Origin of the sequence: Streptomyces sp. NPDC012888, from assembly GCF_042900645.1 — a bacterium.
Classification (GTDB): Bacteria; Actinomycetota; Actinomycetes; order Streptomycetales; family Streptomycetaceae; genus Streptomyces.
Window position 1 is genome coordinate 90,624 of the sequence record NZ_JBIBBM010000012.1, and the last position, 22,991, is coordinate 113,614.

Sequence of the window (22,991 nt, forward strand, 5' to 3'; positions counted from 1 at the left end):
GTCTTCATATGTTGTCCGTATCATGGTCGCATGGGCCATGGAACGCACGCCACCAGCAGCGCCACGACGCGCGAACGCCTCGACACCGTCGGCGCCGCGGAAGTGGCCGCGACCCTCCAGGCCCTCGCGACGCCGTCGCGGCTCCACATCCTGGCCCGGCTCCGCGAGGGCCCGTCCTCCGTCGGCGAACTCGCGACGGCCGTCGGCATGGAAGCCTCGGCCTGCTCCCACCAGCTCCGCCTGTTGCGCAACCTCGGCCTGGTGACCGGCGAGCGCCACGGCCGTTCGATCGTCTACGCCCTGTACGACGACCACGTCGCCGAACTCCTCGACCAGGCCCTTTACCACGTCGAGCACCTGCGCATGGGCGTCCGCGACCTGCCCGCCGGACTGGCCGCGCCGGCCGCCGCGGAGTAGGAGCGAGGCAGGTGTCCGGGCCGGCGGACGGGCCGGCCGACGGCCCGGCGGACGCGTGCGACGCACCGGTCAGGACCCCTCCTCGGTCGCGGTGTCGGCGAGGCTGCGGTTCAGGGCGCTGTCGGGGCGGCTCGTGAGCTGCTCCCAGGTGCCCTCCCCCACGATGCGCCCGCCTTCCAGGACGGCTTTGCGGTCCGCCCGGCGGATGGTGGCCCGGCGGTGGGCGATGACGACGGTCGTGCGGCCTTCCTGGGCGAGCGCGGTGGCGAGCTGGGCGTCACCGGAGTTGTCCAGGGTGGGCGGTGGACTCGTCCAGTACCAGGACTCTCGGCCGCGCCAGCAGCGCGCGGGCGGGGCCACCACGGCCGCGAGCAGCCACGGCTCCACCGTGGCGAGGACCGCACCACCGCCGGTGAAGACCGCCCCGGCGGCCAGGAGTTGGGCGGTGGTGTGGGCGTAGAAGAACTCCAGTGCCTCCACGTCGGCCATGGCGGTGGCGGCGAGGTCTCCGCTGCGCCGGCCGGCGACGCGGGCGGGAGCGCTGCGGGCCAGCCCGTCGAAGACGCGCACCCGCAGGGTGGCGAGGACGCGTTAGGCCAGGTCGTGCGAGAGGTCCATCTCGCGCCAGGTCGCCAGGGCTCGTACGAGGACCAGGGCGACGGGGGCGACGACGGGTGGTCGCCCGTGCCGTCCACCCGTCCCGCGCCGAGGACGACGATGTGGTCGGCGTGCCGGACGGCGGCGAGCCGGTGGGCGATCACCAGGACGGTGCGGTCGCCGGCGGCGTTCGGCAGTTCGCGGATGTCCGCCATCCGCTACCGCTTCGCTCCTCGTCTCCGACCACGTGGACGGGTCGGTGTACGTGGCGAGCGTGCCGGACGGCACGGTCACAGCCCGCCTGACCGGGCGGCATCTCTCCGAGCACGCCGGGTTCCTGACGCTGCCGGGAGGGCGGGTCGCATGTGTGGACGACCGCCGCGGGGAACTGCCGGTACTCGACCCGTTCGGCGAGGAACTCGTGGAACTCACCGTGCCCGTGGCCGTGCCGGCCGAGCACCTGGCCTGCGATCCGTCCGGCCGCCGACTGGCCGTCACGACCGGATCGGGCGAGAACGCAGAGCCGCGGTCGGACCTCCTGACCGTCGTCGACCTGGCCACCGGAGAGGCCGCTCGGGTCCGCACACGCGTCGGAGAGCCGGGCGTGAGGGTGCTGGGCGGCGGCGGCCCGCTGGTGGTGCTGCGGCACAGGGAACCGGGCGCGCTGGCGGTCCACCGGTTCGCGGATCTCCTCACGGCTCCGCCCGGCTGCCCGGCGGTCACGCCGCACGCGGTCCTGCCCGTGCCGGACGACGGGCTCGGAGACGCGCAGGACCCCGATTCCGGGCAGGTGTTCGTCGCCACGCGAACCGGTGCTCCTGGGCGCCGACGACACCCTCCTCCGCGTCCCGCTCTCCCGCCATGGGCGGCGCCCCCCGACGTGGCGGCACGCCCTGGGAGGGCGTGCAACGTCGTGCGGTGGCAGCGTCCCCGGGCTCCGGCTGGGTGGCCGTCACCCGCGGCGGTCGCGGCGAAGTACACCTGGTCGACGCCGTGACGGGCGAGGGAGGCGCATCCGCCTGCGCGTGGACACGCCCCTCGACCACGGCGGCCACGTCCTGCTGCTCGGCCGCAACGACGGCGCCGACGGCGACCCGGTGGGCCGCTGACGCGGCCTCCGGCGGCCGGCCCGCGGGAACGCGGTCGGCCGTTGACGGTCGGGAGGGTCAACGGCCTGGCGCCGACCGACGGTCCCCGCGAACACCAGGTCTGCTCGGCGCGACGCGACGCCGCATGCGGCGGTCCGGAGCAGCGTTCACGGCGTGCCTGCCGGTGTCGCGGCTGCGTACGGCTGCGGTGGTCAGCCTCCGACGTGGATGCCGGGGCGGCGGGCGGGGTCGGGTTCGTGACTGCGGATGATCTCGCGGGTGACCGGTGCGGTATCGCCGCGTCCCAGGAGGAAGTAGCGGACCATGTGCACCAACGGGCTGCCCTCGGCCCAGGCGAAGTAGCAGTGGGGCTGAACTCCGGTGGCATCCCGCAGGGCCAGCAGGATCGCGGCGATGGCGTTCGGTGCGGCCGGCGCCTCGGCGCGCAGGATCCGGTGGCCGTCTACTTCGACGCCGTGGACGGTGAGGGTGTCGCTGAAGTCGGAGGGGTCGACCACGTCGATCTCCAGGAAGATGACGTCGGCGCGGCCGGGCACCGGGTTCACGCCGCGCTGTTCGCGTTCCTTGTCGCGGTACTCGGCGACGTCGCCGGCTTGGCGGCGGTTGGCGATGATGTTGATGGCACCGTCGTGGGCGAGGGTGGCGTCGACGAACCGGCGGGCGTCATCGTCGAAGACGATGCGGTCGGCGCGCAGCTCGGTGGTGCGCGAGACCCGTGAGATCAGCGACACGCTGATGATCCCGGCGATGAAGAACGCGGAGATGACGATGCCGTCCGGCTTGTCGATGATGTTCGCGACCAGGGCGTAGAGCAGGACGGCTGTGAGCAGGCCGAAGCCGACGGTGGTGGCGCGCCGGCGGTGCCGGGCGACGGACACGGTGACGGCGAAGGCGCCGGAGACCATCATGGCGAGGATGCCGGTGGCGTAGGCGCCGGCCTGCTCGTCGACGTCGGCGTCGAAGGCGATCGTGATGCCGATGCACAGGAGCGTGTAGACGATCACGACCGGGCGGACAGCGCGTCCCCATTCGGGAGCCATGCCGTAGTCGGGGAGGTAGCGGGGGACGATGTTGACGAGCCCGGCCATGGCGGAGGCGCCGGCGAACCACAGGATCAGGATGGTGCTGATGTCGTAGACCGTGCCGAACGCCTCACCGACGTGCTCATGGGCCAGCCACGCCAGGGCACGGCCGTTCGCCGCGCCGCCCGGCTCGAACAGCTCGTGCGGAATCAGGACGGTGGTGACGAAGCTCGCCGAGAGCAGGTAGACGCTCATGATGAGGGCGGCGGTGGTCAGCAGCCGGCGGGTGTTGCGGATCCGTGAGCGCAGCCGCTGCTCGGCGTCTGCCCCGTCGGCGGCGACCAACGGCATCATGCTCACGCCGGTCTCGAACCCGGACAGGCCCAGAACCAGCAGCGGAAAGGCCAGCAGCGCCGGCCCGACGAGGTCGCCGAAACCGCCGCCACCTTCGACGAGGGCATCGGTCCAGGCCGCGTACGCGCCGGGTGTGGTGATGACGTGGGCCAGGCCGACGCCGATGACGACGGCGTTCAGGGCGAGGAACACCGCGACGAGCGGGATGGCGACGCTGACCGCTTCGCTGAACCCGAGCAGGAACACCCCGCCGAGGACCAGCAGTAGAGCGACGGTCAGGGCGACCTCGTGGCCGTGCAGGGCGGCCGGGAAGAAGGGGTTCTCCACCACGTGCACGGACGCGTCCGCGGTGGACAGGGTGATGGTGATGATCCACGACGTGGCGACGAAGCCGAGCAGGACGAGGACGAACAGCTTTCCCCACCAGAACGGCAGCAGGTCCTCCAGCATCGCCACCGACCCGGCGCCGTGCGGGCTCTCCTTCGCCACCCGCCGGTACATCGGCAGCATCCCCAGCAGCGTCAGCGCCACGATCAGCAGTGTCGCCAGCGGCGAGACGGCGCCGGCGGCGAGGGCCGCGATCGCGGGGACATAGGCGAGGCTGGAGAAGTAGTCCACGCCGGTCAGGCACATCACCTTCCACCAGGCGTGCGGCTCTGCGTGCGCCTCACCGGCCGCCGGACCCACCGGCTGCACACGGTGCCGCAGCATCCACTGCGCCAGCCTGCCCGTCGGCTGAAGCCGCGCAGCCGCGCTGTCCACCACCTCCGGCATCACCGGCTCGCTCGCCTCGCCCATGATCCCCATCAACCCTTCCCGGCAACTCCGCCACGTTCGCCCAGGACCACTCCGAACGGGTCGCGCGGCGATCAACGAGTATGCGCCCGCGCCATAGGCGGCGCGCCCCGCGCAGCTGCTCGAGCCGACGTGCCCAACGCGACGGCCAAAGACCTCCGCACCTCCCCCGCCGGCCATCGACGCAGGGGCCGAAAGCCCGTGCAGGGCAGGCGCGGCAACGGTCAAGGGCCCTCCGGCCGCCCTCCGGACCGGCAACGCGCGAGGACGCGGAAGGCCGCCCCGAGGGGGATGCGGTCCCGGAAACATTGACGCCTTCCTAACACCCGTCCCCTCCGCGGCAGGCCCACAGGGCCCGGCACGGGGCGTCATCCCGAGAGGGCGGCTGGTCGCCGGGGGGGCAGGACGGCGCGGTGGTCGGCTCTGGGGGGATAGGCGCGGCCTGCCGCGGCGGAGCGACGATGAGATCGCTCGGACGCGTCCCGGCCAGGGGTCCGGCGAACCGGTCGAGCCGGGACCCGCGCCCGCCCGGCGAGCGGCGCGGGCAGTTCGCCGGGCGGGGTGTGGATCACCGAGTGGTGGGCCGGTACGCCGCCGAGCGCGCCTTTCGTACGCGCGATGCCGCCGGCCGCAGCGGCCGTCGGCGACAACCTCTTCCCGGGCCTGGTCAAAGCGGCTCCGCGTACGCAAGGATCACGGCCGCACCACCACGCACACGCACACCACCTCCCGCCACTCCATCACAGGAGGATGTTCATGGCACGCCGCACATCCCGCGGCCTCATCGCCGCGGCCACCGCCACCGTGGCGCTCTGCACCATGGCCGCCCCGGTCTCCGCCCAGCCCGCAGGCGCCACCGCCGGCACCGCACTCCCCCAGGCCCGCATATTCATGGTCAACCCGGTCCAGTCCTCCGGGGACCAGGCGTTGACCGACGGCAAGGACGGCAACGCGGCCGTGCCGGAATCCGCTTACACCGTGGCCGCGCTGCGGAACCTGGACGGCAGCGGTTCGCTCTCCGGCCGGTGGGCGACCGTACGATCGGACACCGGCGCCTCGGCGCGGCTCGCGGACGTGGGTACGTACAGCCGTACCGACGACCAGTTCGAGCAGGTGATGGCGTACTTCTGGGTCAACGAGGCCCAGGAGTACCTGCAGGCCCTCGGCTTCGGCAGCGAGCTGCCCGGCGCCAACGACCGGGTGCAGCCCGTCCGGATCAACCAATGGGGCGCCGACAACTCCTACTTCACCGACAAGAAGGCCGAGATCCGATTCGGCAAGGGCGGGGTGGACGACGCCGAGGACGCCGAGATCGTCCTCCACGAGTACGGGCACGCGGTACACCACGCCCAGGTCCCCGGCTTCGGCACGTCGCCGGAGGCGGGCGCGATCGGCGAGGCGTTCGGCGACTACCTCGCCGTCGCGGTCGGCGTGCACGCGGGCACGAAGTACGGTTGGCCGCTCAAGGCCGACCCGGCCTGCGTCGGCGATTGGGACGCGGTCTCCTACAGCGCGGCCCCGCACTGCCTGCGCCGCATCGACGAGGACAAGGTGTACGCCGACCGGACCGGAGAGGTCCACGCGGACGGCGAGATCTGGTCCCGGGCCCTGTGGGACATCCGCGGGGCGCTCGGCGCCCGCACCGCCGACCGGATCATCGTGAACGCGCAATTCGGCTTCCGCGCGGACACGAGCTTCAAGGACGCGGCACTGACGACGATCGCGACCGCGCAGCGCATGTACGGAGCGGACGCGGCGTCCGCGGTGCGCGAGGCGTTCCGCGCCCGGCAGATCCCTGGGGTCTAAAGGTCCAGGGGGTCCACAGGGTCCAAGGAGGGCGTCGGCTCAGGGGATTCAGGAGCCGACGCCTTCGACGCCTTCGAGACCTGCAAGGCCTTCGCCCCCTCAACCGCCGCGATAGCCGTCGCATTCCGCCACCGCCGGGCGGAAATCCGCGCCCGCTCTTCCTTGTCGCGGCATGCGGAAGTCCGGCCGGGGGCGTCGATTCCGCCACCCGGCCGGACTCCGGCACAGCCCCGATCCATCAGCCCAACAGGTGAGCCCGGCCCGGCACCGTCCGCTTGTCAGTGGTCGTCGTGCTTGTCCTTGTGGTGGTCGTTGTCGTGGTTGTGGTGGTCGTGGTCGTGCTTGTGCTTGTCGTGCTTGTGGTGGTCGTGCTTGTGCTTGTCGTGCTTGTGGTGGTCGTGCTTGTGCTTGTCGTGGTCGTGCTTGTGCTTGTCGTGCTTGTGCTTGTCGTGGTCGTGCTTGTGCTTGTCGTGCTTGTTGTGGTCGTGCTTGTGCTTGTCGTGCTTGTGGTGGTCGTGCTTGTGGTGGTCGTCGTGGCTCACCGCGCCCGTGACAGCTGTGGTGGGCATCGTGGACGCCGACGCGGCGGTGACCGGCAGCAGAACGGCACCGGAGAGCAGCGCGCCCGAGGCGATGGCCGTCGCAAGACGGAGACGGGGTCGCTTGGGGACGTCGTGGGAGGCGTGGATCTTGCGAATCATGGCTTTCTCCTGGCGGTAGAAGTATCGGAGACCGGGTCCTGTCCGGCCGGCGCGGTGTCCCGTTGTCGTTCCGGTGGGGGCCGCACTTCAAGTAGGCCCGACCGCTCCGGCGGAGGCACGTTGCGAGAACTCGGGACTTGACGCGCTCGCGATCATGCATTAGAGGCCTCGCGAGCACCGTCCCTGGGCGCGCCGGCGAGCCGGACGGTCATTCGATGTGACACACCGAGCGCCTTGCGTGAACACGCGGCCGCCGTACCGGCGGCCAGGGCCGAGACGAGACGACAACCGACAGTGGTCGTTCGTGTACAGCCCCGGCGCGCCGCACGGCCTGCCAACTCGCGATCCGAAGGTGTTCCACTGCGCTTACGGCTCCAGGCGGCGATCCTGCGGCGCCTTGCGCGGGAAAAGGGGCGACGCCTGCCCGTCATCGGTGGCGGCGCTCTTCGCGCCGGGCAGGGCTCGACCTGTCTGTGGACCGGTGCCATTCCCCTAGCGGACCGATGCCCCGGTTCACCGCCAGGCACCCGCCGACGCGGAGGGGGGCGGTCCCCGACCCAAGCCAGCACCTAGCCAGCCCGGGCAGCACACCACGACCCGGCACCACGGCCGGGTCGTGGCGACGCTGCCCGACTCCTAATCGGTGCAGTACCGCTTGATGGCTGTGTTGAAGGCAGCCTCGAAGGCGGCGTCGTGCGCTTCCTTCGCTTCCTTCTGCGCTGCGGGATCGGGGACGAGTCCCTGTGGCACCGGCTTCGGCTTCGGCTCCGCATCGCAGTTGCCGGCCTCGGCGAGTTCCTTGCCGATGGTGAACCCTTCCTTGGCTCCGGCCCTGCGGGCGGCGTCGATGGCGTTCTTGTTCACCGCGTCCTGGGCCGCCTGACCGCTCAGGCAGTTCGCGCTGAGGCCACCACCGGAAGCGGTGTACTTGCCGTTGGGCTGGTCGGCGGCTGTGAACTTGCCGTCGTCGCCGACGGTGACGAGTACGCCGCCGGGGCCGTCGGTTTGGTCCACGGTCACCTTGGTCCCTTTCTTGAACCCTTCGCCGGTGACGATCGACTTCGTCGCGTCGCCCGGCTTCGGTTCCACGAAGCACTGCGCCGCCGGCAGCGGCGCCTGCGGCGAGGCCGACCATGCGGCGAATGCAGCCGGGCCGAGGACGAGAGGGCACGCCAGCAACGGGGCGCCCAGGAAGACACCAATGCGCTTGCTCATCTTGTGTTCCTCACACCTGTAGCGGGGCGAGGGTTATGACGAGAGGAACGAGAAGTCCGCGTTCAGTACGGCACGGGTCCACGCTCCCCCTGCACGTACCGACCCACCCCGGAGGGAGTCGTTCGCTTCCATCTTCCCCCGCCGGTCGGTACCTGTCGAACGGACCGCCGGACATGGGCAGACCGGTGCGGGTCCGGCGCTGTGGCCCGCCGCGCGTCCTGGCAGCGGGGGTTCGCTGTCCCGGACTCCTCCCGAGCCACACGGTCCGGGAACGGCACTCGTTGTCGAAGTGAACCCGTAGCAGTCCCGAGCAGGGCCCAACGGCTTGCGTACGGCGCCGAGTACTGCCGGGCCATGCCGGGTGGGAGCAGACGCGTGTGGGGGAAGCCAGTCGTCCGTCATGCAGGCCTGCGGCAGGACCGCCGGCCCGGCTGCCGGCTAGTCCGGGACGGGCGTGTCCTCGCGGTTCGCGTGGGCGGACTTGAGCGCTTCTTCGACGTCGTCGTGAATCGGCGTGTTCAGGGTGAGGCCGGTTATCTCGAAGAGGCTGCGGACCGCGGGTGTGGGAGCGGCGAGGTGGAGGTGGGCGGACGTGGCTCGGGCTTCGCGGCCCGCCTTGATGAGGACGTTCAGGCCCGACGAATCCATGAAGTCGAGCCTCGACAGGTCGAGGACGACGTGGCGGCGGCCGTGGAGGAACTGGTTCGCCATGTGGTGGTGGAGGGACGTGGCGGTGTCCACGTCGAGTTCACCGCCCACCGTCAGGACGGCGGTGCCGGAGTCGCGGACCAGGACCTCGATGTCGAGACGGGGATCCTTCGCTGTCATGCTGCGGCCTCTCTCTGTGCTCGCTGCGCGGCGCGGCGACCGAACAGTTGCTGTGAGGCAAAGGTTAGCCCGCCGGGCCGCAGGTGAGGACGTGGGCCCAGACGCGCTTTCCGGTGGAATCGCCGTCGACGCCCCATTCCGCGGAGAGCCGGTCCAGCAGGTGGAGTCCGAAGCCGCCGGTGGCGCGGTCGAGATCGGGCGTCCTGGGCACGGGTGGGGCCGGGTCGTTGTCGCGGACGGCGAGCCGGGCGCCGTCCGGGATGGGATCGAGGTGCAGCCAGGCATCCGTGCCGGCGTGGCGGTGGGCGTTGGTGACGAGCTCCGAGACGAGGAGTACGGCGATCTCCACGCGGTCGGCCGGCCAGCCCCACGCGGTGAGGGTGGCGGTCGTGAGGTCGCGGGCGTGAACGGCGGCGCCCTGCCCCCGGGGTATGAGCCATGCGTGCCCGATTCGGCCTATCGCGTCCACTGGGTCCTCGCCCGCCCTCTCCCGAAACGACGAAGGAAGGGTATGTGATGCCGCGGGCGGGCTTGGGGCGCCGTCTGGTGGGCGGCCGGGGTTCGGGTGGGGTGCGGGTGGGTCACGGTGGGGTCAGTCCGCCGGGATGCCGCTCAGCGCCGTGCCGGTCCCCGTGGCTTCGAAGGCGTTCCTCATGCCCCGCAGGCCCTTGAGCAGTTCCTCGCGTTCGGCGAAGGACATGGTGCCGAGGGCCTCCGTCAGGTCGTGCTCCCGCTGCTCGCGGAGTTCCTGGAGGTAGACCCTGCCCTGCTCGGTCAGGCGGAGTTCCAGCTCCCGGCGGCTGACCGGGCTGGGAGAGCGTTCCACGAGCCCCAGGGATCTCATCCGGTCACAGAGGCGGCTCACCGAGGGGGCCGTCGAGCCGAGCACCTCTCCGAGGGTCCGGAGGTTGATCCCCTCCTCGCGTTCGATGGCGTAGAGGGCCCGCAGCTGCGAGGTGGACACCGGCTGGGACAGTGCGTCCCTGCTGCGCTCCCAGACGACCTCGAGCAGTTCCACGACCTCGGTCGCGGCCTGAGCTGCTCGGCGGCGACGCTGGGTGGGCGGCGTCGGGGCTGGGCTCATGACGGGAACTCCGGATCGGGTTCGCTGCCCGCTGGGGCGGCGGGGGTGGGCGTGGGGGTGACCGTGTGTGGCACCGGGGTCACCGTATCGCCCGGCCGCGGAGGCGTGGGGCCGGGGCCCCGTCCCGGCGGGGACGGCCGCGTGCGCCGGAGTGCGGTGGTCGTGTGGTCGGTTTCGCCCCGCCCGGGTGACGGGGTACTCTGCGGCGTATTTGTCATGCGGCAACAGTTTGATGTGGCAAGGCACCGAGGGGGCGGCCGCGCGGGCCGCTGCGGTGCTCCGTCCTCCGGCGGGGCACCCGTTACGTCGACGAGGAATGGGCATGGCTGAGACAACGGTCGAAACCGCGCGTCCCGCACAGCGGACGCGCGCCCGTGGTGCCGGCAAGGTGGGGGAACCCGAGCTGCGGCAGCTGCTCGCCGGGCTCACCGCCGTCCGTGACGGCGACTTCGGCACGCGGCTGCCGGACGAGGCGGACGGGCTGCTGGGCGAGATCGCCACGGTGTTCAACGGCATGGTCGACCAGTTGTCCCTGTTCACCTCCGAGGTGACCCGGGTCGCCCGCGAGGTCGGTACGGAGGGCACCCTGGGCGGCCAGGCCGAGGTACCGGGCGTCTCGGGCACCTGGGCGGACCTGACCGACTCCGTGAACGCGATGGCCGGCAACCTGACCTCCCAGGTACGTTCCATCGCGCAGGTCGCCACGGCCGTGGCGCAGGGCGATCTCTCCCAGAAGATCACCGTCGACGCCCGGGGCGAGATCCTGGAGCTGAAGGAGACCATCAACACGATGGTCGACCAGCTCTCCTCCTTCGCCGACGAGGTCACCCGCGTCGCCCGCGAGGTCGGCACCGAGGGCAACCTCGGCGGCCAGGCCACCGTGCGCGGCGCCTCGGGCACCTGGAAGGACCTCACCGACAACGTCAACGTGATGGCCTCCAACCTCACCGGTCAGGTGCGCTCGATCGCGCAGGTCGCCACCGCCGTGGCCCGGGGAGACCTGTCCCGCAGGATCACGGTGGAGGCGAAGGGCGAGGTCGCCGCGCTCGCGAACACCATCAACACGATGGTGGACACGCTGTCGGCCTTCGCCGACGAGGTCACCCGCGTCGCCCGCGAGGTCGGCACCGAGGGCATCCTCGGCGGGCAGGCGCGGGTGCCCAACGTCGCCGGCACCTGGAAGGACCTCACCGACAACGTCAACTCCATGGCGAACAACCTGACCGGGCAGGTCCGCAACATCGCCCAGGTGACGACCGCCGTCGCCAACGGTGACCTGTCCAGGAAGATCGACGTGGACGCCCGGGGCGAGATCCTGGAGCTGAAGACCACCATCAACACCATGGTCGACCAGCTGTCCTCGTTCGCCGCCGAGGTGACGCGCGTGGCGCGCGAGGTCGGCAGTGAGGGACGGCTCGGTGGACAGGCCGAGGTCGAAGGGGCCTCCGGCACGTGGAAGCGGCTCACCGAGAACGTGAACGAACTCGCCGGGAACCTCACCCGGCAGGTCCGCGCGATCGCGGAGGTCGCCAGCGCGGTCGCCGAGGGCGACCTGACCCGCTCGATCACCGTCGACGCCTCCGGCGAGGTCGCCGAGCTCAAGGACAACATCAACGCGATGGTCGGGTCCCTGCGGGAGACCACGCGGGCCAACCAGGAACAGGACTGGCTCAAGTCCAGCCTCGCCCTCATCTCGGGGCTGATGCAGGGCCACCGCGACCTGGCCGTGGTGGCGGAGCTGGTCATGGACGAGCTCGCTCCCCTGGTCTCCGCGCAGTACGGCGGTTTCTACCTGGCGGAGGAGGACGCCGACGGGACCGTGCTGCGGCGCGTGGGCTCCTACGGCCGTCCCGCCGGCAGCGCCGGGTACGACCGCTTCCGTCTCGGCGAGTCCCTCGTCGGGCAGGCCGCCCGGAGCCGCCGTACCATCACGGCGGACGGTGTGCCGGCCGACTACATCAGCATCTCCTCGGGGCTCGGCCCCACCCGGCCGGGCAGTCTCGTCGTCCTGCCCATCGTCGTCGACGACCAGGTCCTCGGCGTCATCGAACTGGCTTCGCTGACCGAGTTCACCCCCATCCACCGGGACTTCCTCGAACAGCTGATGGAGACGGTCGGGGTCAACGTCAACACGATCGTCGCCAACGCCCGCACCGACGAGCTGCTGGACGAATCGCAGCGGCTGGCCGGCGAACTCCAGACCCGTTCCGAGCAGTTGCAGGTCCAGCAGGAGGAGTTGCAGCGTTCCAACGCGGAACTGGAGGAGAAGGCCGCTCTGCTGGTCGCCCAGAACCGGGACATCGAGGCGAAGAACCTGCAGATCGAACAGGCCCGGCAGGAACTCGAGGACCGAGCCCAGCAGTTGTCGCTGGCCTCGAAGTACAAGTCCGAGTTCCTCGCCAACATGAGCCACGAGCTGCGCACACCGCTCAACAGCCTGCTGATCCTCGCCCAGCTGCTCGCCCAGAACCCGACGCGGAACCTCACCGCCAAGCAGGTCGAGTACGCCGGCGTCATCCACTCGGCCGGCTCGGACCTGCTGCAGCTGATCAACGACATCCTCGACCTGTCGAAGGTCGAGGCGGGGAAGATGGACCTCAACCCCGAGCCGATCGCGCTGCGCCAGCTCCTGGACTACGTCGAGGTCACCTTCCGCCCGCTCACCACGCAGAAGAACCTCGCCTTCTCCCTCTCCACCGCGCCCGGCGTGCCCGTAGACCTGGTCACCGACGACACGCGGCTGCGGCAGGTGCTGCGCAACCTGATCTCCAACGCCGTCAAGTTCACCGAACGCGGAAGCGTGGAGCTGCGCATCGAGCCGGCCACGGACGAGGAGCTGCCCGCCACCGTGCACCGCGGCGGCTCCGTGCTCGCCTTCCGGGTCAAGGACACCGGCATCGGGATCGCCGCCGAGCACCTCGAGGCCATCTTCGGCGCCTTCCAGCAGGCGGACGGGACGACCAACCGCAAGTACGGCGGCACCGGGCTCGGTCTGTCCATCAGCCGCGAGATCGCCTACCTCCTCGGTGGCGCGCTCACCGTCGACAGCGTCCACGGCGAGGGCAGCACCTTCACCCTGTACCTGCCGACCGTGCACGCCGAGTACCAGGAACAGGCGGGCCACGGCCAGGAGGGCTCCTCCCCCGCTTCCGCCCCGCGTGCCGAAGAGCCGGCCCCCGGTCACCGGCCGGCGTCCGGCGACGCCGACGTCCGCAAGCCGCGCCGGCTGCTGGTGCTCGAGGAACGACCCCGCGGGCTGCTGTCGCTGGTCGCGGAGAGCTCGGTGGCCGAACTGCGCGGCGGGCACGACATGGGGGACCGTCACGACATCGAACTGGTCGCCGCGGTCGGACCCCACGAGGCGGCGGAAGCACTGGCCGCGGCCCCGTTCCACTGCGTGGTCCTCGAACTCGACATGGCCGGCGACGAGGGCCTGAACTTCCTCGACGCCATGGACGGCGACCCCGCCCTGCGTACCGTCCCCGTCCTCGCCCACAACAACCGGCGGCTGGACGCGGCGCGCGAGAGGATGCTCGAGTCACGCGCCCGGCAGCGACCCCTGGAGCTGCTGTCGAGCCTGGACGAGCTGCGGGAGCGGATCGCCCTGCACCTGTCCGCCGACCAGCCCGGCGACGTCGTCCCGCTGCTGCGCGGTGAGGAGACCAGGCAGCAGACGCCCCGCCCCGTGGACGGCTCGCTGCGGGGCCGTACGGTGCTCGTCGTCGACGACGACGCGCGCAACCTGTACGCCCTCAGCGGCATCCTGGAGCTGCACGGCATCGAGGTGCTGCACGCGGAGAACGGGCGCAAGGGCATCGAGGCGCTGGCCTCGCATCCCGGCATCGACCTGATCCTGATGGACGTGATGATGCCGGAGATGGACGGGTACGCCGCGACCGCGGAGATCAGGCGGATGCCGGCCCACGCGGACCTGCCCATCGTGACCGTCACCGCCAAGGCCATGCCCGGGGACCGGGAGAAGAGCCTCGCCTCGGGCGCCAGCGACTACGTCACCAAGCCCGTCGACGCGGACGACCTCATCGCCTGTGTCCGCCGCTGGCTGGCACCCCGGCACGATGACACCCAGGGGGCGTCGTGACCCTCCCCCACGACGCCGGGCAGGACGGTACGGTCCCGCCGCAGGCGGACCGGTCCGATGCCCGGCGGGCTGCCCTGGTGCCGGTCCGCGGCGCCGGGGAGTCCGAGGCCGGGGCTCCCGGCGACGCTCTGCTGCCGGCACGGGCCGGGGAGCAGGTGTCGGCGGTGGGCCGTCTGGCCGCCACGGTCGAACGTCTTCGCGAGGAGGTACGAGCCGCCCACGCCGCCGCTGACGGCCGGGCCCTGATCGAACTCGCGACGGGCGTCATGGTCGAGCGGCTCCGCTGCGGACCGGCCCGGGCCGCGCGGCAGCTCGCCGAGCTCGCCGAGCAGACCGGCATGTCGCAGCTCGAACTCGCCGCGGAGGTCGTCAACCAGGCCGCACACGACCAGGTCGCCGCGGCCGTGGGTGACTTCGTGCGCCAGGCGGTGGGTGGGCCGGGCGGCGGTGAGCGGTCCGAGGCGTCGGTCGCCGTCCGTCTCCGTACGGCCGAGAGCGCCGTCCTGCACACGGGCGACACGCAGGCCGTGGCGGAGTCCCTGCTGCAACACGCCCTCGCGCCGCTGGGAGCGGCGGCCGTCGCCGTCTGGACCGCGGGGGCCGACGGCTCCCTCACCCTCTGCGCGCACGCCGGCTTCCCACCGGACGAGGCGGCCCGGTGGCGTTACGTACCTCCCGGCGTGGCCACGGTCGCCCGGCAGGCCCTCACCGAGCGCCGTACCGTGCGTTTCTCCTCCCTGGGCGAGGACGGGACGCCCTCCATCGGGCAGCGGCACTTCCCCGAGGGCGGGCGCATCGCCTTGCTGTCCGGGACGGGCGGGCGTGTCCACGGCGTGCTGGAGATCTGCTGGCCGCAGGCCCTCGCGCCGCCCTCGCCGGTGATCGCCCGCCAGCTGGAGGCCCTCGCGGAGCTGTGCGCGCACACGCTCGAAGGCCTTCCGCCCGGCGACGCGGAGGCACCCGTGACCCAGGGCGAGGCCGCTGTGGCCGAGCTGATCGAACTGTCGGAAGGCCTGTACGATCCGGCCCTCGTCCTCGTCCCGCACCTCGATGCCGAGGGGCACCTGGTCGACTTCCGGATCCGCCACGCCAACAGTCATTTCCTGGACCCGGCGGGGCGGGCCCGCAGCGGTGTCAACGGGGCCCTGCTGCTCGAGGCCTACCCGGTGGCCGCCAGCGAGAGCCAGCTGTTCGAGCGGACGGAACGCGTCTACGCCACCGGGGAGCCGTTCCGGGCGCAGCGGGTCACGCTGACCGCCCTCGTGGACGAGGTGCCGCTCTCGTCGGTCGCCGACCTGAGCATCACCCGGCACGGCGGGTGCGTGCTGCTGATCTGGCGCATCGAGGACGAGACGGCCCGGCTCGCCAGCCTGCTCCAGCACGCGCAGCGCCTGGGCCGCATCGGCGGGTTCGAGGAGAACCTCGCGACGGGCGAGATCACCTGGAACCAGCAGCTGTTCGATCTGTACGGGCGGGCCGTCTCCGACGGCACGGTGGCGCTGCACGATCTGGCGGACCACGTGCACCCGGACGACTCGGTCGCCATCGGCCGGTTCCTGCAGGCGCTGCTGCACCACCGGAGGGCGACGTCGACGGCGTTCCGGCTGCAGCGGCCGGACGGGGTGACCCGTCACATCCGGGTGATCGCCGAGCCGGTTCTCGGTGCCGACGACAGGCTTCTCGCCGTCCGTGGCGCGTACCAGGACATCTCGTCCCAGCACTGGACCGAGGTGGCTCTCGCCGCCACGCGGGACCAGCTGGCGCACACCGAGCAGGAAGCGGCCGAGCGCAACCGGCTGGCCCTGCAGCTCCAGCACGCGATCATGCCGCCGGCCCGCGGTCCGCTGGACGCGCCGGGGTTGGAGGTCGCGGTGCGGTACCGGCCCGCCGAGAAGGAGTCGATGGTGGGCGGCGACTGGTACGACACCGTGGTGCTGCCGTCGAAGAAGGTGCTGCTGTGCGTCGGGGACGTCGCCGGCCACGGCATCGACGCGGCCACGGGCATGGTGGTCCTGCGCAACGCGATGCGGGGCCTGGCCGTGACCGGGGCGGGCCCCCGGCAGCTGCTGTCATGGCTGAACCTGGTGGCGCACCATCTGACCGAGCAGGTGACGGCCACCGCCGTGTGCGGCCTGTACGACCCGGAGAGCCGGGTGCTGCGGTGGGCCCGGGCGGGCCACCTGCCGCCCGTCCTCGTACGGGGACCGAGGGCGCAGACGCTTCCGATGCCGGGCGGCATGCTCCTCGGCGCGATCGCCGAGGCGGAGTACGAGGAGGCAGAGGTGCAGCTCGAACCCGGTGACACGCTGCTGATGTACACGGACGGCCTGGTCGAGCGCCGGGACACCTCCGTGCAGGTCTCCCTGAACCAGCTCCTGGCCGCGGCGGAGACCCCCGCCGACGGGCTGGAGCGACGGCTGAACTACCTGCTCGCCCACAGCAGATCCGACACGGACGACGACACGTGTCTGATCGGGGTCCGGGTGCCGTAGTCCTTCCTCGTTCCTCAGGGCGTCAGCGGGGAAGGACCGCCCGGTTCCGGTCGTCGCCCTGGCGGCCGGGCGGGGAAACGGACCGCGATGGCGAGGGTGTCGTCCTTGTGGAGGACGTCGGTGAGCACCTCGCCGGCGATGGCGGCGGGGATCTCCGCTGTGGGGCGGCCCCGGTGGCGGCCGGCGGCCAGGAGGAGGCGCCTCTCCCCCTCGAAGGGGTCCCTGCGGCTTTCGGTGAGGCCGTCGGTGTAGAGGACGATCAGGTCGTCGCGTGCGAGGGCCGCCGTGACGACGCTGTCGCTGCCGGGGAGCGGGAAGCCGATTCCGCGGCCGCGCGCCATGAGGTAGGTGGCGGTGCCGTCGGCTCGTACGAGGAGCGCCGGAGGGTGGCTTCCGTTCGCGAGGTGGACCTCGCCCGTCGCGGGGTCGAACCGGGTCAGCAGGACCGTGGCCATGACGCTGTGGTCCAGCGGGGCGAGGATCTGGTCCGTGCGCGCCACGATGGTGTCGAGGGGGTGTCCTTCGAGCGCCAGGGTCCGCACGGTGTGGGTGACGTTCAGCGCGGTCCGGGTGCTGGCGATGCCGTGGCCGAGGGCGTCCACGATGGTGATGTGGACGGTGCCGTCGGGGAGTACGAACCAGTCGTAGAGGTCGCCGCCGGTCGGGTCGTCGGTGCTTGCGGGGGCGTAGTGGACGGCGAGTTCGAGGCCTTCGACGTCCAGGGGCTTGGGGCGCAGGGCGTCTTCGAGGGCGCGCAGGGTCCGGCCGTGGGAGCGGCGCTGCTCTTCGTCCCGCTCGTCGAGTTGTACGTAGAGGGCCAGGACGCCGCTGTTGGTTTCGGCCAGTTCGTGCTTGAGCTTGCGGTGTTCGGCGGTGAGGTTGTCGGCTTTGGCGAGTACCGCGCGCAGTTCTTCTTCGGCCAGGGCGAGGTCGGTGGCGTCCTCGGGCGCGGTTCTCGCGGGTCTGCCGTGGGGTGGGGGCAGAGGGCCGTGGTGGGGTGCGGGGGCGGGCGGGGCGGGCGGGGTGGCGAGGTGCCAGTACACGGCCCCGTCCGTGGTCTGCCGGCCGGGGAGCGGGAGTCGTGCTGTGGCCGGGGTGGTGACGGCGTCGCGGGTGGGCAGGCGCAGGGTGAGCGTCAGGGAGCCGTTGCCGTGCGGGGACGCCTCGTGCCGGGAGGTCAGGGTGACGGGGTGTCCGGCGGCGAGGACGGGGTCGGCGACCTGGCCCACGGACAGCACCAGACGGGCTCTGTCGTCGGGGGCCAGCCGGTGGGCGAGTGCGATGCGGCGTGCGGTGCGGCGCAGGGCGGCCGGTGTGCGGAGGGTGTCACTGGTCATCTGTGGTCCAGGTGGTGGCCGAGGGCCAGGACGGTGGCGTCGTCGCGGTTCCGGCGGCGGGTGTGGGCCGGGCGGGCCGCGAGGAGCGTGGGCGGGAGGCCGGACAGCGCGGTCGGGGGGCCTGGGTCCGGCGTGGTCTATGCCGTCGGTGAGGCTGGGGCCGATGTCGGCGATGCCGGGACCCCCGTGCCGCGGCGGCGTTCACGGCCGGGTCTTCCAGCGCAGGGCGGTGACGGTCGTTCCCTCGCCCGGAGCGGTGTGGACGTGGAACTCGTCCATCAGCCGGCGTGCACCGCCCAGCCCGTGACCCAGGCCGGCGCCCGTGGTGAAGCCGTCTTCGAAGGCGGCTTCGAGGTCGGCGATGCCGGGGCCCTGGTCGGTGACGCGGAGCTTCAGTCCCAGCCGTCCCGCCCGCTGGACGAGCTCGACGGTGAGGGCACCTCCGCCGCCGTGGACGTAGGCGTTGCGGGCGAGTTCGCTGGCGGTGGTCACGATGCGCGTCTGGTCCACCAGCCCGAAGCCGATGCGCAGTGTGGCCTCCCGGACGGCGTGGCGTGCGGTGAGCAGGTCCTCCTCGGCCCTGATCTCGTGCGTCGCGCTGTCGTCGTGGGTGTCCGGCGGGTCCGTCGGCGGTGTGGGCGGGGAGATGAGGCGTGAGGGACGGGAATCATCGGAGAACGACATCTGCGGCCCCCTTTTGGGGGTGAGGGGTTTGCTGCCGGCCAGGTGCGGTCATGCCCTGTTGCGCGTTCAGGGTGGTCTCGACCCCCGGGAGTCGCAGGCCCGGTTCGACCAGAGGACGGCTCGTTCCGACTGCGGCCGCACCCGGCGGTCGGCCACCGCGTCGCCGCGTTCTCGCAGGGCGCCACTGACTCGAAGCCGTGGCTCGGGCTCCGTGGTGTTCATGCGTCCGCCTTCGCAATTGTTGTTGCGCGACAAATGTTAGCCGAGGGATCGCGGCCCGGGAAAGGCCGTCAGTCGCCCCCGGGGGTCTCAACACGGCCCGGCCGGCGGGGTGGAGGGCGCGCTCCACGGGCGCGCGCAGCGTGATCGACGCGCGACCACCAGCTGCCGCTTCACCCTGGCGCGGTGGGGCGCGGTGCGGCGCGGTGGGGCGCGGTGGGTGAGTCAAGGCGTGAATCCACTAACCTTGCAGGCAGACAACATTTGCCGTTTGACAAACGTGGGTGTCAGGAAAGACTCTGGCTGGGCGCAGAGTGCGCCAACCCTGCGGGACAGCCCGGCAGCCAGAACACCAGGAGTACTGTGAACCGGTCGACTCGCCTGACCGGAGACCGGGTCAGGCCGTTTCCACAGCGCTGCCGCCCCGTTCTCCGCTCTTGGGACTGGTGTCCTCGACAGCTCGGCAGAGGCCGGCCAGACCCCTTGCGAGTGCGGCCCGGTCCTCGACCGTCATGTTGCTGATGGTCTCGAGCAGCGCTCGTTCGCGACGGGCCCTGAGGTCCCTGAGGTAGCTTTCCCCCCTGCTCGTCAGGCGCAGCTCGAGTTCCCGGCGACTGGACGAACTCGGGGAACGCCTGATGAACCCCAGCGCGTGCAGGCGGTCACACATGCGGCTCACCGACGACGGGGCCGAGCTGAGCACCTCGCCGAGGGTGCGCAGGTTGATCCCCTCGTTGCGGTCCAGCGCGTAGAGCACCCGGAGCTGGGACGACGACGCCGGTGCCGTCGGGGTCGCGTCCCTGCCGCGGCTCCAGAGCACCTCGAGCAGCTCGATGATCTCGCGAGTCGACTGCGCGGCAGCATCCCGATCGCCGCCCGGGGAAGTTCTGGAATGCATGTCCCCAACTGTGACACTTCGCAAAGGCCCTGTCAGTCGCTGAGGCATGAGAGACCATCCGCTCCTTTTCCCGAGTTCCGAACAGGTGGTACCCGAACGGTGGAGAGATTCACGGCCGTGGAACGCGCCCTGCGCAGGGCCGCGCCCCACGCCCTCCTCGAAGCGGTGCAGGGAGCGCTCGCCGCTCACTACGCCGCCGAATCCGTCGACCTGCTCATGGCCGACTACGCGATGACCATACTGCAACCGGTCAGCGCGTTGCCCTATACTGCCGAGCCGGTTCCCGTCCACACCAGTGCGCCCGGCCGGGCGTTCGGTGCTCAGGAACCCTACGTCGAGACCGACAAGCGCACGGGGTCGGCCACCGCGCACCTTCCGATCAGCGTGCGGGGGGACCGCCTCGGCGTCCTCAGCGTCCGGCTCCGCGCCGACGCCCTCGACGAGGCGACCGCCGGCGAACTCGCCGACGTGGCGGAGGTCCTGGGCTACGGGATCGTGGTCGCCGAGCGGGACACCGACCTCTATCTGCAGGCCCGCCGCGCCGACCGCCTCACCCTCGCCGCCGAGATGCAGTGGCAGCTGCTGCCGGGCCGCTCCTGCTCCCGCCCCGAGTACGACCTCGGGGCCCAGCTCGAACCCGCCTACGCGATCTACGGCGACAACTTCGACTGGTCGACCTCCGCGGACCACCTCACCCTCACCGTCACCAACGGCATGGGCGAGGGCATCGAGGCCGCCCTCCTCACCAACCTGGCCATCAACGCCCTGCGCAACGCCCGCCGTGCCGGCCTCTCCCTCACGGACCAGGTGTGCCTCGCCGACCAGGCCGTCTACGGCCACTACCAGGGCGCCGTGCACCTCTCCGTGCTGCACCTGCGCTTCGACCTGGCCACCGGGGAGACGGAGATCATCGACGCCGGCTCGCCGAAGATGTGGCGCCTGAGGCACGGCAAGGCCGAGCCGATCGAACTCGAGGCCCAGCTCCCGCTCGGCATGTTCGAGGACACCGTGTACACCGTCCAGCGCTTCCAGGTGGAGGCCGGGGACCGGCTGCTGTTCGTCAGCGACGGCGTCTACGACGTGGCGTCCCCCGCGGGCGAGCGCTACAGCGAGCGCGCCCTGGTCCGCGCGATGGCCAACACCCGTCTGCTCCCGCCTTCGCAGGTACCGCGCGCCGTCCTGCAGGAACTGTCCGGTCATCGCGGGCCCATCGACGCCGATGACGACGCGATGGTGGTCTGCCTCGACTGGCACGGCCGTCCGCCGGCCGGGTGAACCACCGGACGCACCGGGCGCAGGGGGCCGTGGAGGGGCCGTGGGCGCGGACGCGCGCGGCCGTCCGGCGTACCGCGCACGTCGGACGCGCCGCCCCCGCGGTGAAGGACGTGACAATGGGGTAGGTGCACAGGCGAGGCCGCACGCCGGAGACCCAGGCACACCGGGGCCGTGGACTTCCGGCACGGGGGACCCGGGGCGCGGCCGGGCGAGGGGGAGGCAGCGCCTTCCCGGGCGGAGCACGAGGGAGAGTGGGCATGAGCGTGTCCCCTGGAGGCTGGCTGGGTGATGCGGAGAGCGCCCTGCGGGCCGCTCCGTCCACCGCGTTGCTGTCGACGGCGCGGTCCCTGCTCGTCGCCTACGTCCAGGCGCAGGAGGTGACGTTGCTGCTGGCGGACTACGGCCTCTCCGTCCTGCAGTCGGTGACCCACCCGCCGCACACGGCCGCCGAAGTGCCGGTGCGCGGCGGCGCGCCGGCCGGGCGGGCCTTCTCCGTCCAGACGTCGGTGCTGGAGATGACACCCGAGGCGGGGGTGGTCATCGCCCATCTGCCGATCACCGTGCGTGGCGATCGGCTGGGCGTGTTGTCCGTCCGGATGCCCGAGCCGGCCAAGGAGGCGCCGGAGGTGCTGGAGCTGGCCGCCTTCGCCACGGCGCTGGGTCACGAGTTGCTCGTCGCCGAGCGTGACACGGACCTGTACCTGCTGGCCCGTCGCCGCCAGCGGCTGACCCTGGCCGCGGAGATGCAGTGGCAGCTGCTGCCGGGTCGCGGGCTCTCCAGGGAGGAGTACACGCTGGGCGCTCATCTGGAGCCCGCCTACGACATCGGCGGGGACAACTTCGACTGGAGCACCACCGAGGATTCGCTGACGGTCACGGTGACCGACGGGCAGGGCCACGGCATCAGCGCGGCCCTGCTGACGAGCCTCACCGTGAACGCGCTGCGCAACGCACGTCGCGCCGGGGTCCCGCTGGAGGACCAGGCCCACCTCGCCGACCAGGCCGTCTACGGGGAGTACGGCGGCGCGCGATCGGCACCGAGCCTGCTGCTGCGGTTCGACCTCGCGACCGGCCAGGTGCAGGCGGTGGACGCGGGATCGCCCCAGGTGTTCCGGCTGCGCGACGGCATGGCGGAACGCATCACCCTGGACGCCCAGCTCCCGCTGGGCATGTTCGAGGAGACCGTCTACCAGCGTCAGCGGTTCGACGTGCGGAGCGGTGACCGGCTGGTCATGGTCAGCAGTGGCGTTCACGGCTCCCCCTCCCCCGACGGCAGCGCCTTCGGGGAACGAGCGCTGCGGGAGACCATCGCCGCCACGCGCCGGGCGTCCGCCCTCGAGGCGGCGCGGGCCCTGGTGGACGGGCTGGTACAACACCACGGCGGCGAGCTTCCGGCGGATGCCGCGGTCGTGTGTCTGGACTGGCACGGGCGGCCGGCGCCTACTGGGCGGTAGCCTCCCGGCGTCGGGGGAAGCGGTGAGGCGGGCCGGGGGCGCTCACGACGGGACGGGGCCGGTGCCTTCGGCCGGGCCGCCTGCCGCACGGGCGAAGGCCCGCAGTCCGGCGAGGAGCTGCGCGCGCTCGTCCGGGTCCATGTGGGCGAGGATGTCGTGGATCACCCGCGCGCGCTGGTCGGCCAGCGCCTCCACGGCTTCGTGGCCGTGTTTGGTCAGGAAGAGGCCGATCTCGCGACGGTTCACGGGCTGCTGCTCCCGGCGCAGGAGGCCCGCCGCCTCCAGCCGGTCACACAGCCGGCTGGCCGCCGGGGCGGCTGCCCCGACCTCGTCCGCCAGACGGGTGAGGTTGAGGCCCGGAGAACGGCGCACGACCCGCAGGGCCTGCCACTGCAGGGCGGACAACCTCGGAGGGGGAGCGTGCCGGGTGGCGTCGGCCAGCGTCGTCACCAGGGTCTCGGCGGCTTCCGTGAGCAGGCGGGCGAAGTCGAGGAGAGGATCATCAGGCGCCTCCGCACGCTTCACCACACCGTCACTCCTCGTAGAGTCCCACATGCCCTTTGACGATCCTGCGGCGTGGACCTCCCGCTCGCACAGTTCAATCG

16 protein-coding genes and 3 pseudogenes are annotated in these 22,991 nt (G+C 71.9%); 7 read left to right on the plus strand and 12 right to left on the minus strand.

The features are described from left to right. Positions 1–30 precede the first annotated feature (30 nt). The gene (locus tag ACFY61_RS21665) at positions 31–417 is read left to right on the plus strand and encodes an ArsR/SmtB family transcription factor (protein ID WP_389474188.1); all 387 of its coding nucleotides are present in this window, start codon (positions 31–33) and stop codon (positions 415–417) included. 353 nt (positions 418–770) lie between these two features. Here ACFY61_RS21665 and ACFY61_RS21670 read toward each other — a convergent pair. After that, positions 771–1,101: pseudogene (locus tag ACFY61_RS21670) on the minus strand (ABC transporter ATP-binding protein); the annotation flags it as partial. A 160-nt stretch (positions 1,102–1,261) separates the two neighbouring features. Here ACFY61_RS21670 and ACFY61_RS21675 point away from each other — a divergent pair. Next, positions 1,262–2,123 (plus strand): annotated as a pseudogene (locus ACFY61_RS21675) (hypothetical protein). A 191-nt stretch (positions 2,124–2,314) separates the two neighbouring features. Here the strand turns inward: ACFY61_RS21675 and ACFY61_RS21680 are convergent. Then, positions 2,315–4,273: an amino acid transporter gene (locus tag ACFY61_RS21680; protein ID WP_389474362.1), complete on the minus strand. Its 1,959-nt coding sequence runs from the start codon at positions 4,271–4,273 to the stop codon at positions 2,315–2,317. Positions 4,274–4,803: 530 nt separating this feature from the next. Further along, positions 4,804–4,899: pseudogene (locus ACFY61_RS21685) on the minus strand (SAM-dependent methyltransferase); the annotation flags it as partial. Positions 4,900–5,050: 151 nt separating this feature from the next. Here ACFY61_RS21685 and ACFY61_RS21690 point away from each other — a divergent pair. Beyond that, entirely contained in the window at positions 5,051–6,100 is a 1,050-nt protein-coding gene (locus tag ACFY61_RS21690; RefSeq protein ID WP_389474190.1) for a M4 family metallopeptidase, read from the plus strand. Positions 6,101–6,378: 278 nt separating this feature from the next. On the opposite strand, the gene ACFY61_RS21695 is transcribed toward ACFY61_RS21690, so the two are convergent. The 5 genes from ACFY61_RS21695 to ACFY61_RS21715 form a co-directional block, all read right to left on the minus strand. After that, a complete protein-coding gene (locus ACFY61_RS21695; RefSeq protein WP_389474192.1) occupies positions 6,379–6,801 on the minus strand; it encodes a hypothetical protein in 423 nt (140 codons plus the stop codon). Between the two features lie 636 nt (positions 6,802–7,437). Beyond that, positions 7,438–8,016, minus strand: a complete 579-nt coding sequence (locus ACFY61_RS21700; RefSeq protein ID WP_389474194.1) for a hypothetical protein — start codon at positions 8,014–8,016, stop codon at positions 7,438–7,440. A 438-nt stretch (positions 8,017–8,454) separates the two neighbouring features. Beyond that, positions 8,455–8,844 (minus strand): STAS domain-containing protein, encoded by a 390-nt coding sequence (locus tag ACFY61_RS21705; protein ID WP_389474195.1) that lies wholly within the window; start codon positions 8,842–8,844, stop codon positions 8,455–8,457. A gap of 64 nt (positions 8,845–8,908) precedes the next feature. Continuing rightward, positions 8,909–9,313, minus strand: a complete 405-nt coding sequence (locus ACFY61_RS21710; protein ID WP_389474196.1) for an ATP-binding protein — start codon at positions 9,311–9,313, stop codon at positions 8,909–8,911. Between the two features lie 123 nt (positions 9,314–9,436). Then, a complete protein-coding gene (locus tag ACFY61_RS21715) occupies positions 9,437–9,928 on the minus strand; it encodes a MarR family winged helix-turn-helix transcriptional regulator (RefSeq protein ID WP_389474197.1) in 492 nt (163 codons plus the stop codon). 322 nt (positions 9,929–10,250) lie between these two features. On the opposite strand from ACFY61_RS21715, the gene ACFY61_RS21720 reads away from it, so the two are divergent. Further along, positions 10,251–14,027, plus strand: a complete 3,777-nt coding sequence (locus ACFY61_RS21720; RefSeq protein ID WP_389474198.1) for a HAMP domain-containing protein — start codon at positions 10,251–10,253, stop codon at positions 14,025–14,027. Continuing rightward, positions 14,024–16,519, plus strand: coding sequence for a SpoIIE family protein phosphatase (locus ACFY61_RS21725; protein WP_389474200.1), 2,496 nt, complete (start codon positions 14,024–14,026; stop codon positions 16,517–16,519). Before ACFY61_RS21720 ends, ACFY61_RS21725 begins: the two co-directional genes overlap by 4 nt. 14 nt (positions 16,520–16,533) lie before the next feature. On the opposite strand, the gene ACFY61_RS21730 is transcribed toward ACFY61_RS21725, so the two are convergent. The 3 genes from ACFY61_RS21730 to ACFY61_RS21740 all read right to left on the minus strand — a co-directional run bounded on the left by ACFY61_RS21730 (position 16,534) and on the right by ACFY61_RS21740 (position 19,657). Further along, positions 16,534–17,856, minus strand: a complete 1,323-nt coding sequence (locus ACFY61_RS21730) for a PP2C family protein-serine/threonine phosphatase (RefSeq protein WP_389474201.1) — start codon at positions 17,854–17,856, stop codon at positions 16,534–16,536. A 201-nt stretch (positions 17,857–18,057) separates the two neighbouring features. Next, positions 18,058–18,540 (minus strand): anti-sigma regulatory factor, encoded by a 483-nt coding sequence (locus tag ACFY61_RS21735; protein ID WP_389474203.1) that lies wholly within the window; start codon positions 18,538–18,540, stop codon positions 18,058–18,060. A 616-nt stretch (positions 18,541–19,156) separates the two neighbouring features. Then, positions 19,157–19,657, minus strand: a complete 501-nt coding sequence (locus tag ACFY61_RS21740) for a MarR family winged helix-turn-helix transcriptional regulator (RefSeq protein ID WP_389474204.1) — start codon at positions 19,655–19,657, stop codon at positions 19,157–19,159. Positions 19,658–19,756: 99 nt separating this feature from the next. Here ACFY61_RS21740 and ACFY61_RS21745 point away from each other — a divergent pair, with 99 nt between their 5' ends. Both ACFY61_RS21745 and ACFY61_RS21750 read left to right on the plus strand, forming a co-directional pair. Further along, complete coding sequence (locus ACFY61_RS21745; RefSeq protein ID WP_389474206.1) at positions 19,757–20,932, plus strand: PP2C family protein-serine/threonine phosphatase; 1,176 nt, start codon at positions 19,757–19,759, stop codon at positions 20,930–20,932. A gap of 257 nt (positions 20,933–21,189) precedes the next feature. Beyond that, complete coding sequence (locus ACFY61_RS21750; protein WP_389474208.1) at positions 21,190–22,386, plus strand: PP2C family protein-serine/threonine phosphatase; 1,197 nt, start codon at positions 21,190–21,192, stop codon at positions 22,384–22,386. Positions 22,387–22,428: 42 nt separating this feature from the next. Here the strand turns inward: ACFY61_RS21750 and ACFY61_RS21755 are convergent, their stop codons facing one another. After that, positions 22,429–22,914 (minus strand): MarR family winged helix-turn-helix transcriptional regulator, encoded by a 486-nt coding sequence (locus tag ACFY61_RS21755; RefSeq protein ID WP_389474210.1) that lies wholly within the window; start codon positions 22,912–22,914, stop codon positions 22,429–22,431. Positions 22,915–22,991: the final 77 nt, after the last annotated feature.